Below are 15893 nucleotides of genomic sequence, written 5' to 3' on the forward strand. Positions count from 1 at the left end.
ATTAAGTGTGAAACAACCTAGTTATGTAAAAAAAATAACTAGTCCGACGCGTTAGTGAACTAGTTTTTAAAGAAATCCTCTTCTCATGCCATGAGTATTATTACTCATCCACAAATAGTAAAAACTGCAAAAGTATAGGCACCTAGGAAATTATCCTCTTGGAAAAGTATTAGAACTTTGCTAATGAACCTCTGAGCTTCGTGAATGAACCTCTGAGCTTGAATTACGAATTACGAATTATTTTAACTCCCCCTCTTCTCTTGCCGTTCTTTGAGTTTCAGCATAATCTCTGCGTGCATCTCGCGGGTAATCGGGTAAAAATACGCTAAAACTAAGCCACAAATCAAACAAACTGTAGGTATGGGGCCAACGGCAATGCGAATCGCAAACAGTGCCGATTCCGGTTGGGTAGGTAGTGGACTTCCGGCTACAGATTCTTTGAAACCCGATATTTGCAAAGCATTTCCCACCAAAAATAGCCCGAAAGCTAAACCAAATTTTTGTAGCAAAACCATGAAGCCATAAAAAATCCCTTCTCTGCGTTGTCCGGTTTGGAGTTCATCTAGTTCAATTACATCTGGAATCATCGACCAGGGAATTAGATAAGCTGTAGATACACCAATACCCGCCATGACAGCCATAAAATACATCAAAACTATTTGACCAGGTTGTAAGAAAAATAGTCCGGCGGCGGCTATTATCCACAAACTCATTCCCAGAAAATAAACAACTTTTTTCCCGAATTTTTTACTCAGCGCCCCCCAGACAAATAGCATTAACAAAGCAGTTCCTTGGACTGCAATCAGCACTGGGGGTACATCTTCAAATTTTAGACCCATACAATCGACTACAAAATAGGGAATAATGCTGGCTGTAATCTGCACACCTAGCCAAGAAAAAAGATATATACCAATAACAAATAGAACAGGGCGGTTGCTGAAGACAATTTTTAGCTGTTCAAAGAAGGGAAGGGATGCAGGTGACTCGATTTGGATGCGTTTGGCCTCAAAAGCCAGGATGCGATCGCGGACTCCAAAAACGCACCAATATAATCCTAAAATCGAGATGACAGTACAAACTGCTGCTAAAACGAGATATGCTTGTTGGCGATCGGGAATTTGCCAAAAAATAATTAGCGCTAAAATCAATGACAGAATGCTACCACCAATGGAAAATGTAAAGCGATAGCTGTTAAGACTAGTGCGTTCGTCATAATCTTGAGTTAGTTCTGGAGTCATGGCCGTATAAGGCAAATTCACAACCGTGTAAAACGACTGAGATACTATCCCAATCCCTACGTAGTACCAGAACAACGGCCCAATATTGTCACTCTGATTTGCACTAAATTGCGGTACAATCCACTGCAAGAAAAAGAAAATTCCAAAGGGAATTGCTCCATAAAACATCCAAGGAAGACGACGACCCCAGCGACGAGATTTCGTTTTATCAGTCAGGAACCCCACAAGCGGATCATTTACGCCATCCCAAATTTTGCCAATCAACAAAATACTGCCAGCTAAACCCGCAGGGATACCAGCGACATTAGTAAAGAAAATCAGCAGATAAAAGACGGAGATATTTGCAGTAATTGCTGGGCCTAAATCTCCTGCACCGTAAGCCAGTTTTGTTTTAAAGTCGAGTTTTTTACTGAGAAGATTTTGTTGGGCATCGCCAGCAGCAGCAGAATCGTTCATAATAACTTGCGCTCACACTAAAATAAAAAGTTTGCGATTGCCTTCAATACTAGCTATCTACCATTCCGGTTTAACTTATGCCAGACCTTTATGTTTCTTGGTCAGATTATCACCAAAAAATTGAACAACTGGCTATTCAGATTTATCAATCCAGTTGGGAATTCAACCAGATTATCTGTCTTGCTAGAGGAGGACTACGAGTTGGAGATATTCTCTCCCGTATATACCAGCAACCACTGGCAATTTTAGCAACCTCATCTTACAGTGGCACTGGCAAGCAAGAAAGAAGTAATTTAATTTTCTCCCGCCACTTAACCATGACTACTGAAAAATTAGGTTCGCGGATTCTCCTAGTGGATGATTTGGTAGATTCTGGGATCACACTTCAACAGACTATACCTTGGCTCAAGCAAAATAGTGATTCACCCATTGAAGAAATTCGCACCGCCGTTCTTTGGTATAAAGCCTGTTCATTTATAGCACCCGATTACTATGTCGATTACTTATCTGATAACCCCTGGATTCATCAACCCTTTGAACACTATGAGCAGATGAACCTCGCAGAACTGGCAACTAAAGTAAGTCAACCGTGTTGATTCAGATACTAATCCAAGTTGCTATAGGAATCCGGTTTGATTTCTGAAAATATACGTAGGATGTGTTAGCGACAGCGTAACGCATCAAACCCTTAATAATAGTGCGTTACGAACTCCGTTCTAACACACTCTACAATACCTAATTTGGTTCAAAAATCAAATAGTAATCCTATAGTTATGTCTTTGGGCGACGACTTATAGCAGTTCTCAGTTGAGTGAGGTACAAGAACCCCACCCCCAACCCCCTCCCCGCAAGCGAGGTGGAGGCTATGATGTACCTCATGTGATTAGGAAACGCTATAAGCAATAAAATCCCCTCCAATCAGTCAATTGGGAGGGGTATATGTTAAATAAAACAATCGCTACACGAGTTTATTTTTTGGTTTCTACAATTTGGTGATTTGTGTCACCGGAATTTCAATCCAAAATTCTGTACCTAACCCTGGCTGAGAATCACATTTAAACACACCACGGTGTTTCTCCACGACTATCTGGTAACTAATTGACAATCCTAAACCAGTGCCTTTTCCCACTGCCTTAGTAGTGAAAAATGGGTCACAAATTTTTGCTTTCAGGTCTTCGGGTATTCCTGGTCCATTGTCCGTAATGCAAATTACTACGCTCTTTAAATTGCCTTCCATCTCTTTGACAGCAGTACGAATGGTAATCTGACTTTTATAAAGTTTTGATTGAGATTCGCCATAATCTTCTAGAGCATCGATCGCATTGCTTAAAACATTCATAAATACCTGATTGAGTGGTCCAGCATAGCACTCTACTAAGGGAAGGTCGCCATACTTTTTGACTAATTCAATATCTGGACTTTCCGGTTTTGCTTTCAAGCGATGCTGCAAAATTAGCAAGGTGCTATCAATGCCCTCGTGAATATCAACTGGCTTCATTTCTGCCTCGTCAAGGCGAGAGAAATTCCGTAAACTCAAGACAATTTGCCGGATGCGCTCAACCCCAGCTTGCATAGAGGATAGAGTTTTAGGCAAATCCTCAATGAGAAATTCTAAGTCTATCTCGAATGCGCGATCGCGAATCTCAGTGGTGGGGTTAGGGGTATTTTGCAAATAGAGGTCTAGTAGACTGAGTAAATCTTGGGTGTAATTGTTGACATGATTGATGTTGCCATAAATGAAATTTACTGGGTTATTAATTTCGTGAGCAACACCAGCTACGAGTTGACCTAGTGAAGACATTTTCTCAGTTTGGATCAGTTGGGTTTGAGTTTGCTTTAAATTATCCAGAGCTAGAGTCAACTTTTGGGTCTGCTCCTTGGTCTGGTTATGCAATTGAGCTTGTTGAAGTGCAACCCCAAGCTGATTGCCAATTTGAGTGATGAACTGAATTTCTGAGCTTTCCCAATGGCGGGGGGCAGAATTCTGGTAAGCTGCTAGCAAGCCCCATAGCTCTTGCCCGACAAATATGGGTGCGATCGCATAAGCCCTGGCTTGAATTTGCTCTAGAGCCGTAATATGGCATTCAGAGTGGCCAGCTTTATAGATGTCATCAACTGCAAAGCTTTCATTGTGACGATATCGCCCACCTTGAGTTTCCTGCAAATAGCGATCTTCCCAAACTGTGTTGGTATCAGAACCTACTACCTTTACCCAGCCATTACCCACAAACTCAGCAATATATTCACCACTCCAATTAGCCAGGAACCGATAGACTGCAACTCGATCCGCTTGTAGTGATTTGCAGATTTCTTGGGTGGTTGTGTGAAAAATCGCATCTAGGTCGAGAGATTCTCTAACTTTGGTAACAACTTCAAACAATACCCGTTGTTGTTCTGCTGCTTGTTCCAAATATAACGCTTGTTGTCGGGTTTGAGTAAGTAAATTAGCTTGCTGGAGTGCTACGCCCATTTGTCCCGCAATCTGACTAAGAAAGTTAACTTCCGAGGCTTTCCATTGACGGCTACCAGTGTGTTGATAAGTTGCCAGCAAACCCCAAAGTTTTTGCCCAACAAAAATCGGAGCAAGCACAAAAGCGTGAATTTGAAACTGCTCTAGAATATCGATATGACACTGAGCAAACCCCATCTTGTGGATGTCATCGACTGTGGATGTTTCATTGTTGCGGTAGCGTCCTCCCTGTGTGTCCTGCAAGTAGGTGTCATTCCAAATTATATTCAGACCTAGTTCAGACTCATTCGACCAGTATGGACTAGCAGCCTCAAAATCCCCGACAAATTCCCCACCCCAGTCAGAATCAAAACGATAAACAGAAACGCGATCGGCTTTGATTAATTGACAAACCTCTTTAGTAGTGGTTTGAAAAATGGTATCTGTGTCAAGAGATTCCCGAATTTCGGTAATCACTTTAAATACAGCTTGTTGTTGTTCAGCTGTCTTTTGTAACTCAACTGTGCGTCTTTTAACTTGTTTTTCTAAATTCTGGTTGAAGTTTTGGATTTGTTGATATAGTTCATACTGCTGAATTGCCGAAGCAAAGTGTTTACCCAGTTCTCTAGCCAGTTCAATCTCTTCATCCGTCCATTTTTGAGCTTGAGCCTTTTTAGATTCGCGCCAAAGCTCAAATGATAGCCGGGGATAGAGTTGCCTTTGATCGCTGTCATGCTGCCCCGCCCATAGAGTTTCTGTATCTATTTCGTTGCGGAAAATACTTAAGTAGCCTAGCAAATGCTGACGATACAGGAGTGGGATCATCAACATCCCGCGAATTTTAGTTGGTTGAAAAGCAACTTGCAAAGTTCGCAAGCCAGAAATGTTGTATATATCTGAAATTGCCCAAACATCATAGTTGCCAGACTTGTAGTGTTCCTGCCAGACACTATACTGCTCGATCAGTGGATATATAGTTTGTTCTGGCATCACAGGTTGCTGTCCACAGATATAAAGCTTAAGACAATTATTTCCTGGGATTAAGCATTCTGTTAAACTGCTCAGGTTGCTATCGTGGGAATCAAAAGGTGCATTTCTAATGCAAAGCCTGCCACCAACACCATTAAAGGCAGCAACAGCCGCTTCTAGAGCTGGTTGTAATGCAATCGTCGGTAGTGAATGCACTAGGTTCGCAACGCGGTTAATAATCGCTTCACGTCCAGCTTTTTTGCGGACTTGAGTGAGGAGGGTACTTTGAGCGATCGCTACTGACATCTGCTCGACTACCATCTGCACTGCTTCTAGTTCATATTCTGAAATTAAACGCGCTTCTGAATTATGAGACACCAACAGCCCCCAAAGTTGCTCTTGATAAATAATCGGCGCTATTACAGAAGACTTTACCCCCATTGCCGTCAAATATTCAACATGACATGGATCTACAGGGCGGTAACGGATCTCCTCTGAGATGATTTCTCCATTTTCCAAGTCATGTAAGTGACTTTGACCAATCTCTTGAGTATCAACATTCACAACAGAACGCACCCGTGATTTAGTAAATAGTTCACGGGCGGCGAGTGGAATATCATCAGCAGGGAAATTCAGCCCCAGTAGTGACGGCAACCGATTTTCGTAAATTGACTCAGCGATCACTTGACCGCTGCTATCGTCATGAAATTTGTAAATCATCACTCGGTCAGTTTTTAGTAGCGATCGCACCTCTACCGTTGTGACTGTGATAATCTCTTCCAACTCTAAGCTACGTCGGATACGGTTTGTAATGCGGCGTAATAAACCTTCTTCATGGCGACATAAGAGCAAATCTTCTTCAGGGTTCGAGGTCATCGCTTATAGCAAAATAAATTAATAATTTGCAAACTAAATAATTAAATCTAAAGCTATTTTGTGATTTATTTAATCAATTTGTCTTCAGTGAAACTACGGTCAAATACTATTAGAAATATTTATTTTCCTTTCATAAAAATTCACCAAAAAATCATAAAAAAAGACGCTAAAAGAGTTGCGTCTGTACTAGCTACAAGAAAAGATTCTCGCTTTTTCGTGTTAACTTTTTATTAAACATTACCTTAGCAACAAAATTAAACTCTTGTGTTGTCAGCAAAGCGGATTTTCAAATAGTCGTCTTCCATTTTTGCCCCGGCTGGTTGTAATGCTGCTAAGGCTTGCGGCAAAACTAAGTTGCGACGGTGGTTGCCAATAGTAATGTGTAATTCATCTCCGGTTTTACTCAGTTGAACTTGGTCTTTAGGAATTCCAGGTAAGTAAAGTTGCAAACTATATTGGTTGTCCTCTTGCACGATTCTGATGGTCGTTTCTTTGTAATAAATCTGAGTCGGATCTTCATCTTTATAAAGAGTTTCCTTCAGGCGTTCTAATGCAGGTAATCCGCACATTTCTTCAGAAAAGAGGGGAACTTCTTTCACAGGGAGAGGGTGGAAATTATCATGAATTTCTTGGCGATATTGCTCCTGACTTTCCTTCCAACGTCGGAAAAATGGGTCTTGGACAACGCTAGGAATGATCCGATTAGCCACTATTAAATCTGTTGCAACATTATACAAACTCAGGTAAGCGTGAGCGCGGAGAGACTCTTTAATCACCATCTTTTCGGGATTTGTGACCAGACGCACTGAGGTTTGAGTATTGTCTGTTAATACTTTTTCCAGAGCTTCAATTTGTTCATAAAACTCGTAAGGTGCATCCATCACTTCTTTATCGGGTAGCGAAAAACCAGCAATTGGCCTAAAAAAAGGTTCAACCAAAGGTCGAAGTGCTACGGAGATGTTTTGAAATGGTTTGTAAAAACGACGCATATACCAGCCACCGACTTCAGGTAAACTCAGTAAGCGCAGTGCTGTGCCGGTGGGGGCTGAGTCGATAATTAAGACATCAAACTCACCTTCATCGTAATGGCGTTTCATCCTTACCAAGCCAAAAATCTCATCCATGCCTGGTAAAATTGCCAATTCTTCCGCTTGTACGCCGTCTAAACCCCTTGCCTGCAAAACTTGGGTAATGTAACGTTTTACAGCCCCCCAGTTTCCCTCCAGTTCTTGCAACGCATCCAGTTCAGCACCCCACAGATTTGGGCGGATTTTTTGGGGTGTATGTCCCAGTTCCATGTCAAAACTGTCTGCCAGGGAGTGAGCGGGATCTGTACTTAAAACCAATGTCTGATAGCCTAGTTCTGCACAACGAAGTCCGGTTGCAGCAGCTACGGAGGTTTTGCCCACGCCGCCTTTGCCGGTCATTAAAATTACACGCATAGATGTTTCCTGTGTGAGGATTTTTTACATTTATTTACATTATGAACTGTTTAAGGAAAATAAATGTTGTTTTACCACGTCTAGGCGTGAATATAGGACTCCGGTTTGATTTTTGAAACTATACTGAGACTGAAAAGCTCGTTTTACCAGGGTTTCATCTGAAATCCTGTTCAGAAATCAAATATGAGTCCTATAGTAAATTTTGAATTGTTAATCCTGCGCTTTCTGTCGTAAAATCAGCGACGGGGAATCAAACATCAAATAATTTGCCATTATCAATTAGGAATTATATTGACATTGGGTAGCGATACACGATACATCATGATTCAACCGTTAAATTTTTAAAGATGAAAATTTTCTTTAATTGCAGTTTTGACCAGCCAGTATTAAAGAGGAATGGATATGGATTTTAGCTTAATTGTATCTAACTTTTTAAATCCGCCAATCCTGTTTTTCTTTTTAGGCATGACTGCTGTTTTTGTCAAGTCTGATCTGGAAATTCCTCCACCAGCGCCCAAACTCCTTTCGTTGTATCTACTCTTTGCCATTGGTTTTAAAGGAGGGGTAGAACTAATCAAAAGCGGCATTACCCAGGAAGTAGTTCTAACACTCCTGGCAGCAATGATGATGGCTTGTTTTGTGCCAATTTACACCTTTTTTATCCTGAAATGGAAACTGGATACTTACGATGCGGCGGCGATCGCTGCAACCTACGGTTCTATCAGTGCTGTCACTTTCATCACCGCTAGTTCTTTTCTCGATGAGCTTGGTATTCCCTTTGATGGCTACATGGTAGCAGCTCTTGCCCTAATGGAATCTCCAGCGATCATTGTTGGTCTGATCTTGGTGAATATATTCACCGCCGATGAAAAGCGAGAGTTTGCTTGGTCGGAAGTGTTGAAAGAAGCATTTCTTAATAGTTCAGTTTTTCTATTAGTCGGTAGCCTCTTGATTGGTGTATTGACAGGAGAACACGGTTGGAAGGTATTAGAACCCTTTGCTCAAGGGTTATTTTATGGTGTTCTCACCTTCTTTTTACTGGATATGGGACTAGTCGCTGCTAGAAGAATTAAAGACTTGCAAAAAACCGGAGTTTTCTTGATTTTATTTGCCATACTAATTCCAATAGTCAATGCAGGCATTGGGTTGGCGATCGCCAAATTCATCGGTATGCCTCGGGGAGATTCGCTATTATTCGCTGTATTGTGTGCCAGTGCTTCTTATATTGCTGTCCCAGCGGCGATGCGGATGACTGTTCCCGAAGCAAATCCCAGCCTGTATGTTTCCACTGCTCTAGCAGTGACATTTCCGTTCAATATTATTGTGGGAATTCCGTTATATCTCTACGGAATTAACCTATTTTGGAGCTAATAATATGCACCTAGTTAAAAAGATCGAAATTATCGCCAACTCCTTTGAGCTTGCCAAAATTTTAGATAGTCTAGACAAGTCCGGTGTACATAGCCATGCCGTAATTAAAAATGTTGCTGGTAAAGGATTACGAGGAACGACGGAAGATTTAGACATGACCATGCTTGATAATGTTTACATCCTCGCATTTTGTATGCCAGAACAACTCAAGCCTGTTGTAGAAAATCTCAGACCACTTCTCAACAAGTTCGGAGGTAGTTGTTACGTTTCCGATGTCATGGAAATTCGCTCTGTTAGATGTGTTGCGTCGATTTAAAAAATTATAAATTCAGTGAAGCATTTCATGGAACGTCGTGAATTTTTGAAGTTAGGAATGACCGGGGCGTTTGGGATGGCGGTAACTGCCAGCGATTTACTCTGGCAGGTTGAACAAGCTAAAGCTGCTGAAATCCCCTCAACCCTCCCTGAATCCCTCAGTCCTGATGCAGCGCTGCAAAAGCTGATGGAGGGAAATCAACGATTTGTTAAGCATCAACCCCAATACCCCGATCAATCTGCGCTGCGGTTGCAGGAAGTTGCTCAAGCTCAACATCCATTTGCAACTATCCTCAGTTGTGCGGATTCACGAGTACCGGCAGAAATTGTTTTTGATCAGGGTATTGGAGACATTTTTGATGTTCGGATTGCCGGAAATATTGCTACACATGAAGCGATCGGCAGTATTGAATATGCGGTTGTCTTGTTAAGTTCTCCGTTGCTGATGGTGATGGGTCATGAGCGTTGTGGGGCTGTAACCGCAGCTGTAAAAAACGAATCGTTACTCGGTGATATTAGTACTTTTGTTAAGGCAATTAAGCCAGCAGTAGATCAGGTCAAAAATCAACCGGGTGACACAGTGGAAAATGCTGTGGTTGCAAACGTGCAATATCAAATTGAACAATTGAAGCGATCGCAGCTTTTAACTGAGCAGGTGCGATCGGGCAAGTTAAAAATTGTAGGGGGTCGTTACGATTTGGATACAGGGAAGGTAACTATTATTACTTAATTCGGCAGATAATTCTCAACAATTAAGCGATCGCTCAAGGATATTTTATATTTTTGGTGCGTAGCTTGCCGCCGTAGGCATCGCTACGCCGTGTAGGTGGCTGTGGTGGCGGTGGTTCGTGTGATTTTAGCTTGTCATCATCAGTTAGAAACTCTACATGGTAGTCTTTTTTTTCATGGTAGTACTTGCCCAAAATGACAATACTAGCATCACCCATAGAAGTCTTTTCTACAGCTTGATTGGGGAATTTAGCCGCTAAATCTTTCAATTTTTCCTCCTCCCACAGAACAATTTGCTCACGGAACTTAGCCCAAGGTGTTGTTTCATCAGCTGCATAAGTTATGATTTCGGCAAATTTTTGAGCTGCTATACGTTTACTTTCTGAATTTGCTGTTTTAGCCTGTGCAATGTGATTACCTGTTTCTATAACAGTAGCTAAAGGAAGTACCAGCGTTGTTCCTTTGGCGATTTCTGCTTGAATTTTCTGATTTACGCGCTCAAAATTCCATTCATTATTACCAGCAGTTTCTCTACCTGGAACTTGTAACCAAACGCATAAAAGCGATGTATCAATGAGTAGCACCTTTCTCATATTAGTAACTATTCATTATGGGAAAGGCTTCTTTCAATTGCACCCCTAGTTGTCATATCACCCAAAGAATATGATGCAAACAACTTAGAAAAATTATCAATATCTTCTAAAAGTGTAAGCTTACTTTCTCCGGTTTCAGAATCGCGGTGTGCAACAACCACAAAAGGAACTATCTCTGGTCCTAAAGCATCAAGTAAAGCTGGGTTATGGGTAGTTAGTAAAATATCAATTTTTCTTTTTTCGCCAATTTCTCGCAGTATTTTTACCAGCAATTGTGCACGCGAAGGATGAAGCCCATTATCTATTTCTTCAATTACTAGTTGACTACCTTCTGGTCGAGTAAGCAACGCTGTAAGAATTGCTATAAAGCGTAAAGTTCCATCTGACATACTTCTAGCATCAATTTCTGTGATGTGTCCAGGTTTCCATTCTTCTTCACAGTAAAGCATCGCATCAGTTTTAAGTCTTCCAACTGGTTCTGCAAATACTTTTTTAATATCGCCTTCTGGGAAATCTTTGATGTATGCTGATAGAGTTGATTCGACTTCGGCTTTTTGTTCACCATCCAATGCTGCTAGTACACCAGCAATATTAGAACCATCGCTTTCTAAAATGTTAGATAAATGTGAATAATCACGCATCATAGAAGGAACGGGATTTAATACAAAAATATTACTAATTTTATAAATCATGATATCTATTAATTTAATAGAATCACTAATCAAATTAAACTTATTATCATTCTTATAGATGATTTCAAACAAATCAGTCGTTATTTTCTTGACATCTTCTATTTTTTCAATAGTTACTTCAGTTTTTACCTCATTAGTAGTTATATTTTCTTTGAGTGTATTAACTTTTTGCAATAACTCTTGGTTGGCATTATTTAACTTACTAAGTCCCAGCATCAATTTATCACGTTCCTTTTGTCTTTGTGCAAACAAGTGGGTAACTTCTGGTAAATATGATTTATTTGTTAAAATATTATTATTTATTAAAATTTCATGACTAACCTGAAAATCTGATGATATTTTTTGTCTTTCAAGATATTCTTGGACAATATGAACATTTGGCTGAGTTTGTACTGTAATACTATAAAAATAATCTGTATTGTCATCTTCACCTTGAACTAGTAGTTTTAATATAAATTGAGTTTTCGGTTTAAGAGCAGCCCATTCAACACCGCCTCGAATGGAAGAAAGAGTTTTATTTCCTGCTAAAGCTACTTCAATATCCTCACCTCTGACAATTCTTTTGAGCAACTCTAACGCTTCAGCTACATTAGATTTTCCACTCGCATTCGTACCAATAAGAACGGTCAACGGGTCAAGTGGAAGCTCGGCATAACGAAAACTTTTCCAATTTTCTAGGATGAGTTTCTTAAGCATGACCAACTCCAAAAATGCTAAAAATTTACTTTTCCTATTTCGACAGACTTAATACCAAAACTCTGCGTTCCTTTGCGTTTAAATTTCAACTTTCAATTCGCTAAGGTTGATACCAGCGATTACGGGAATCGTTAACCCCAAATGTAACCGTAGCGCTAGCCAGTCACTTAAAGCTTCTCTTAATTCCCGCATACATCCTTCTAGAATTTGATGATTTGCCTAGACTCCTTATAAGCTTGGAATTTCACCCCAATAAGTTTGATCATCTTCAATGATCTCATAAACCGCTAGTTCTATTGCTTGGTCTATGTAGCTTACCAGCATAACAATTGAAAAATCCAGTACTTATCTAAATTTAGCTCCTAACAGTAGCGATGCCTACGGCGGCAAGCTACGCACAAAGTTTTTCAGCGTTGTATAAATATGGGATGATTTTACAGATTTTTCTTTGCGTCTTTGCGTGAGACATTCATCCTTTGATTCAGTAACGCCAGGTTTTTTCTTTATTCAACATCTCAGCAAAAAAACAACAAAGCCAGCAGACAGAGCAAAACATTGCATAATTACTCTATCTAACTGGCTATATTTCGCTACATTTTTAGTAACTTATTTTTCTGGCGGCAAATCTACACTGTAAACAGTTTTCCCAGCCAAGTTACGCAGTGTTACCGTCATCACCTTTGTATTTTCATTGATTTTAACTCCTCCAAAGAATTGCAAACCCTCACTTGGAGGTCGATTTGCTTTCGTACCTAGAGGAAGGCTTTGAAATATCAATTGTGGGCCAAAGGTATTTTCTAATTGGTTGGGGCCAAACGTGCCAGAGTTAAGAGGCCCGGCAACGAACTCCCAAAAAGGCTTAAAGTCGGTAAACTGCGCTTTAGAAGGGTCGTAATAGTGAGCTGCTGCGTAATGTACATCAGCAGTTAACCACACAACATTCTGAATATTCTTATTTTTGATAAATCGTAGTAAATCGGCAATTTCTAGTTCTCTTCCTAAAACCGGGCCATCTCCGTTAGCCCAAGCTTCAAAGTCTGTTGTACCATCTCGAATTATCAGTCCTAAAGGCATATCACTAGCAATCACTTTCCATGTTGCTTTTGATGATAACAATTGCCTTTTCAGCCATTGTATTTGTGTTCTGCCCAGCATTTCTGTTTCTTTACTTGGTACTGGCTGACGATTAGGGGTATTTTTCCCCCGGTAGGTGCGCTCGTCTAGCATGAAAATGTCTAGTAATGAGCCATGCTTGAAGGAGCGATAAATTCTCGCTTTGTCTGGATTATCGGTTGCATACCCAACAGGCATATATTCCAAAAATGCTTGCCTTCCCCTTTCGGCTAGCAAGTTAACATCTTTGACTGTGTAGCGGTCATCACTTAAAAGAAATTCCCCAGGATACCAGTTGTTTGTAACTTCGTGGTCGTCCCACTGTGCCAACATCGGAACTTCAGCATTGAAACGCTTGATGTTTTCATCCAGTAAATTGTAAATATAGTTACCACGATATTCGGTTAGCGTTTCTGCTACTTTGGATTTTTCGGGTGTAGTGATGTTTTTCCAAATAGTGCCGTCGTCTAGCGTTACTTGTGGTTGAATGACACCATCAGCGTAAATATTGTCGCCAGAATGAATGAAAAAGTCGGGATTTAGTTTACGCATGGTTTCGTAAATTTTCATCCCACCGAAATCAGGATTGATACCCCATCCTTGACCGGCTGTGTCACCACCCCAAACAAAGAATATATCTCGTCCAGATTTGGGGGGAGTACGGAAAGAGCCACGAAAAGGAGCGCTGTAGGTGTTTTTATAATCTAAATCTTGGAAAATCACCCGATAAAATATTTGTTGGTTTTGTGGCAGGTTCCTCAGAAAAAGTCGGGCTGTAAAATCGCTATTTTCTAGAGCTTGAGGCCCCAAAATTCGCTGCACATTTCTAAAAGATTCACTGGTAGAATATTCTACGATCATTTTGGCGGGGCGATCGCACCGACTCCAAATCACAATGCTATCGTTAGAGATATCTCCGCTAGCTACGCCATAAGGTATGGCAGGACGCATTTTATCAGAGGTGATAATTGCAGGTGCTTGGGCAAAAACTTGAGATTTTGATCCAAAATTTGTGGAGATAATTCCACCAGCTGTAATAGTTGAACGTAGCAAAAACTGGCGACGGTTTAGCTTTAATGGCTGATTAGATTCCATACTAAATAAATACAACCTTAAAAAGTATTACAGGATAAGTTTTTACCATATTCTGTTATGGCAATAAGTAAAGATTGGGTTATACGAAGGTTAATGAAAAATTTGTCATCGGACTTTATATAAATTAACTCAGCCATTTTCTTTACCTGCAATTAAACTCTGCTTAAACTCATCACCTCAAAATAATTTAACTCCAAGTATTTGGCAACTTGTTTCCTTTCTTTGAACAGGGGTAATAATAATCACTGTTTTAATCTGTGAGGAACCCTTTGCAAATAAGCAAGGAGATCAGAAAGTTAGAATCAGCTTATTTCTAAACTTTGCAGTCTGCATTAATTGCAGAAGTTTATCGTGAGGAAAATTGAAATGAAATTGATTTCACAATTAGGGCTTGCTGCTGCTGGCCTTGCTCTGAGTTTGGCTACTGTAGATGCAAAATCTGCATCTGCTGCAATTGTTAATTACGCTTTTACTGTTGATAGTTCGATAAATACAGGAAAGGGCTTTTTTAGCTTTGACGACTCAACTTTCAGTAATGACAGCGTTCCAGAAGCGATAGTTAAGTCGCTCTATTTCCAATTCGATGGGGAATCCACTGCTTACACCGAACAAGATGATTTAAACTACCCAGACTTTCCCATTGTATTTTCAAGCACATACTTGACCGGAGAGCCATCTTCTGTAGGATTAGAATATACATTTGACGATAAAACTGATCCTTCCAACTTTATAAGTTATGAAATCGTTGGTGAGGATTTGACAATTTTTTCCAGTACTTCTCCAAATACTGAACTCTTCTCTGGTAAAGTTTCTTATCAGACAATACCTGAGCCGACAACCTTAGGTGGTACTCTATTTGCCTGTGGTCTTGGTTGGATGTTGAAGAGAAAGGCAACATCAATGAAAAGGATTAAACTTTAACCTTTGTTTAAGAGACGGTTAATTAAGTCAACCTAATTAAACATAAACGCTCATAAAGTATATATCCCCGACTTCTCAAAGAAGTTGGGGATTTGGATATTATAGGACTTCCAAGTAAAAAATATCCAACTATTTCTTGTAGGTTAGTATTAACTTGATGTTACATCAGAAGAGCGATCGCTCCAACTTTTTTTATCACGTTAGAAAGATCGGGTTTACGTCAGGCTTGTGAAGAACGTAGTCAGAAAAGTATCAGCTATCTAGAATAATTTATTTTTCCACATTTTACTTGTGAATTATGGGTATCAATCTGGGAAATATAAGCTTGTAACGATTGATGAACTTTGAAATTCTAGATGCGGGTATTCAGTATGTTACCAGAAATATTGCTTCAACGGTCAAGGATTGAGAGTATGCCGGCGATGGGTGGCATGACAAATGGTAATCAGCCCAACTTGCGATTAGAGTCAACTTTGCAAGAATTAGCCTTTTGGCAGGTTGAGATTGAAATAGAGCGTTCAGGCAATGAGTTAGTTATGCTTTTTAATCAAGAGCCTTTACTGCCAGGAATTATCCTAACTAATAATCAACACTATGCGGGGATGGTTTCGCGGCGGAAATTCTTTGAGTATATGAGCCACCCTTATAGTCTGGCACTATTTTCTCTAAGACCGATTAGAATTCTTTACAAGTTTTTCCATTTAGAGATGTTACCACTTTCTGAGGATGTGTCCATTGTCAATGCCACTCAAGCAACTTTGCAACGACCACCTCAAATTGCCTATGAGCCGATTTTAGTTAAGAGGGTGTTTTAAAAGTTTTAGGAGGTCAAAAATTAAGCCAGTCGCCTTACCATAATACGGATCATGGCAAGGTAGATAAAAGTCTCAGATGTTTCGGGCAATAACTCATAATCTCTGACTAATCGCCGACAGCCC

12 protein-coding genes and 2 pseudogenes are annotated in these 15893 nt (G+C 40.2%); 6 read left to right on the plus strand and 8 right to left on the minus strand.

Translation table 11 applies throughout. The features are described from left to right. Nucleotides 1-242: 242 nt before the first annotated feature. Nucleotides 243-1694, minus strand: coding sequence for an MFS transporter (locus ACEW80_RS20485; protein ID WP_373528355.1), 1452 nt, complete (start codon nt 1692-1694; stop codon nt 243-245). A gap of 77 nt (nt 1695-1771) precedes the next feature. On the opposite strand from ACEW80_RS20485, the gene ACEW80_RS20490 reads away from it, so the two are divergent. Then, nucleotides 1772-2290 (plus strand): phosphoribosyltransferase, encoded by a 519-nt coding sequence (locus ACEW80_RS20490; RefSeq protein WP_373528356.1) that lies wholly within the window; start codon nt 1772-1774, stop codon nt 2288-2290. 386 nt (nt 2291-2676) lie between these two features. On the opposite strand, the gene ACEW80_RS20495 is transcribed toward ACEW80_RS20490, so the two are convergent. Then, the gene (locus ACEW80_RS20495; protein WP_373528357.1) at nt 2677-5988 is read right to left on the minus strand and encodes a GAF domain-containing protein; all 3312 of its coding nucleotides are present in this window, start codon (nt 5986-5988) and stop codon (nt 2677-2679) included. A 254-nt stretch (nt 5989-6242) separates the two neighbouring features. Beyond that, nucleotides 6243-7430 carry a TRC40/GET3/ArsA family transport-energizing ATPase gene (locus tag ACEW80_RS20500; protein ID WP_373528358.1) on the minus strand — a complete coding sequence of 396 codons (1188 nt, stop codon included), beginning with the start codon at nt 7428-7430 and terminating at the stop codon, nt 6243-6245. 402 nt (nt 7431-7832) lie between these two features. Between ACEW80_RS20500 and ACEW80_RS20505 the strand changes: the two genes are divergently transcribed. The 3 genes from ACEW80_RS20505 to ACEW80_RS20515 are packed head-to-tail and all read left to right on the plus strand — an operon-like array spanning nt 7833 to nt 9846. Next, on the plus strand, nt 7833-8801 hold the full coding sequence (locus ACEW80_RS20505; RefSeq protein WP_373528359.1) for a sodium-dependent bicarbonate transport family permease: 969 nt from the start codon (nt 7833-7835) through the stop codon (nt 8799-8801). Between the two features lie 4 nt (nt 8802-8805). Then, on the plus strand, nt 8806-9117 hold the full coding sequence (locus ACEW80_RS20510; RefSeq protein ID WP_373528360.1) for a P-II family nitrogen regulator: 312 nt from the start codon (nt 8806-8808) through the stop codon (nt 9115-9117). A gap of 27 nt (nt 9118-9144) precedes the next feature. Then, a complete protein-coding gene (locus tag ACEW80_RS20515) occupies nt 9145-9846 on the plus strand; it encodes a carbonic anhydrase (RefSeq protein WP_373528361.1) in 702 nt (233 codons plus the stop codon). Nucleotides 9847-9880: 34 nt separating this feature from the next. Here ACEW80_RS20515 and ACEW80_RS20520 read toward each other — a convergent pair whose 3' ends face one another. From ACEW80_RS20520 to ACEW80_RS20535, 4 genes and pseudogenes are all read right to left on the minus strand, one after another. Continuing rightward, complete coding sequence (locus ACEW80_RS20520) at nt 9881-10438, minus strand: hypothetical protein (RefSeq protein ID WP_373528362.1); 558 nt, start codon at nt 10436-10438, stop codon at nt 9881-9883. 8 nt (nt 10439-10446) lie between these two features. Next, nucleotides 10447-11826 (minus strand): AAA family ATPase, encoded by a 1380-nt coding sequence (locus ACEW80_RS20525; protein WP_373528363.1) that lies wholly within the window; start codon nt 11824-11826, stop codon nt 10447-10449. Between the two features lie 78 nt (nt 11827-11904). Beyond that, nucleotides 11905-12150: pseudogene (locus ACEW80_RS20530) on the minus strand (type II toxin-antitoxin system HicB family antitoxin). Nucleotides 12151-12432: 282 nt separating this feature from the next. After that, nucleotides 12433-14034 carry an alkaline phosphatase gene (locus ACEW80_RS20535; RefSeq protein ID WP_373528364.1) on the minus strand — a complete coding sequence of 534 codons (1602 nt, stop codon included), beginning with the start codon at nt 14032-14034 and terminating at the stop codon, nt 12433-12435. 351 nt (nt 14035-14385) lie between these two features. On the opposite strand from ACEW80_RS20535, the gene ACEW80_RS20540 reads away from it, so the two are divergent. Further along, nucleotides 14386-14955, plus strand: a complete 570-nt coding sequence (locus ACEW80_RS20540; RefSeq protein ID WP_373528365.1) for a PEP-CTERM sorting domain-containing protein — start codon at nt 14386-14388, stop codon at nt 14953-14955. 371 nt (nt 14956-15326) lie between these two features. Next, nucleotides 15327-15770: a hypothetical protein gene (locus tag ACEW80_RS20545; RefSeq protein WP_373528366.1), complete on the plus strand. Its 444-nt coding sequence runs from the start codon at nt 15327-15329 to the stop codon at nt 15768-15770. A 20-nt stretch (nt 15771-15790) separates the two neighbouring features. Here ACEW80_RS20545 and ACEW80_RS20550 read toward each other — a convergent pair. Next, nucleotides 15791-15893 (minus strand): annotated as a pseudogene (locus ACEW80_RS20550) (IS5/IS1182 family transposase); the annotation flags it as partial.

The organism is Nostoc sp. (assembly GCF_041747015.1).
In the GTDB taxonomy this organism is placed as follows: domain Bacteria; phylum Cyanobacteriota; class Cyanobacteriia; order Cyanobacteriales; family Nostocaceae; genus Nostoc.

Bases quoted from the DNA above. Each gene is read 5' to 3' on its own strand.
- ACEW80_RS20485 (WP_373528355.1), bottom strand. From the start codon at position 1,694: ATGAACGATTCTGCTGCTGCTGGCGATGCCCAACAAAATCTTCTCAGT.
- ACEW80_RS20490 (WP_373528356.1), top strand. From the start codon at position 1,772: ATGCCAGACCTTTATGTTTCTTGGTCAGATTATCACCAAAAAATTGAA.
- ACEW80_RS20495 (WP_373528357.1), bottom strand. From the start codon at position 5,988: ATGACCTCGAACCCTGAAGAAGATTTGCTCTTATGTCGCCATGAAGAA.
- ACEW80_RS20500 (WP_373528358.1), bottom strand. From the start codon at position 7,430: ATGCGTGTAATTTTAATGACCGGCAAAGGCGGCGTGGGCAAAACCTCC.
- ACEW80_RS20505 (WP_373528359.1), top strand. From the start codon at position 7,833: ATGGATTTTAGCTTAATTGTATCTAACTTTTTAAATCCGCCAATCCTG.
- ACEW80_RS20510 (WP_373528360.1), top strand. From the start codon at position 8,806: ATGCACCTAGTTAAAAAGATCGAAATTATCGCCAACTCCTTTGAGCTT.
- ACEW80_RS20515 (WP_373528361.1), top strand. From the start codon at position 9,145: ATGGAACGTCGTGAATTTTTGAAGTTAGGAATGACCGGGGCGTTTGGG.
- ACEW80_RS20520 (WP_373528362.1), bottom strand. From the start codon at position 10,438: ATGAGAAAGGTGCTACTCATTGATACATCGCTTTTATGCGTTTGGTTA.
- ACEW80_RS20525 (WP_373528363.1), bottom strand. From the start codon at position 11,826: ATGCTTAAGAAACTCATCCTAGAAAATTGGAAAAGTTTTCGTTATGCC.
- ACEW80_RS20535 (WP_373528364.1), bottom strand. From the start codon at position 14,034: ATGGAATCTAATCAGCCATTAAAGCTAAACCGTCGCCAGTTTTTGCTA.
- ACEW80_RS20545 (WP_373528366.1), top strand. From the start codon at position 15,327: ATGTTACCAGAAATATTGCTTCAACGGTCAAGGATTGAGAGTATGCCG.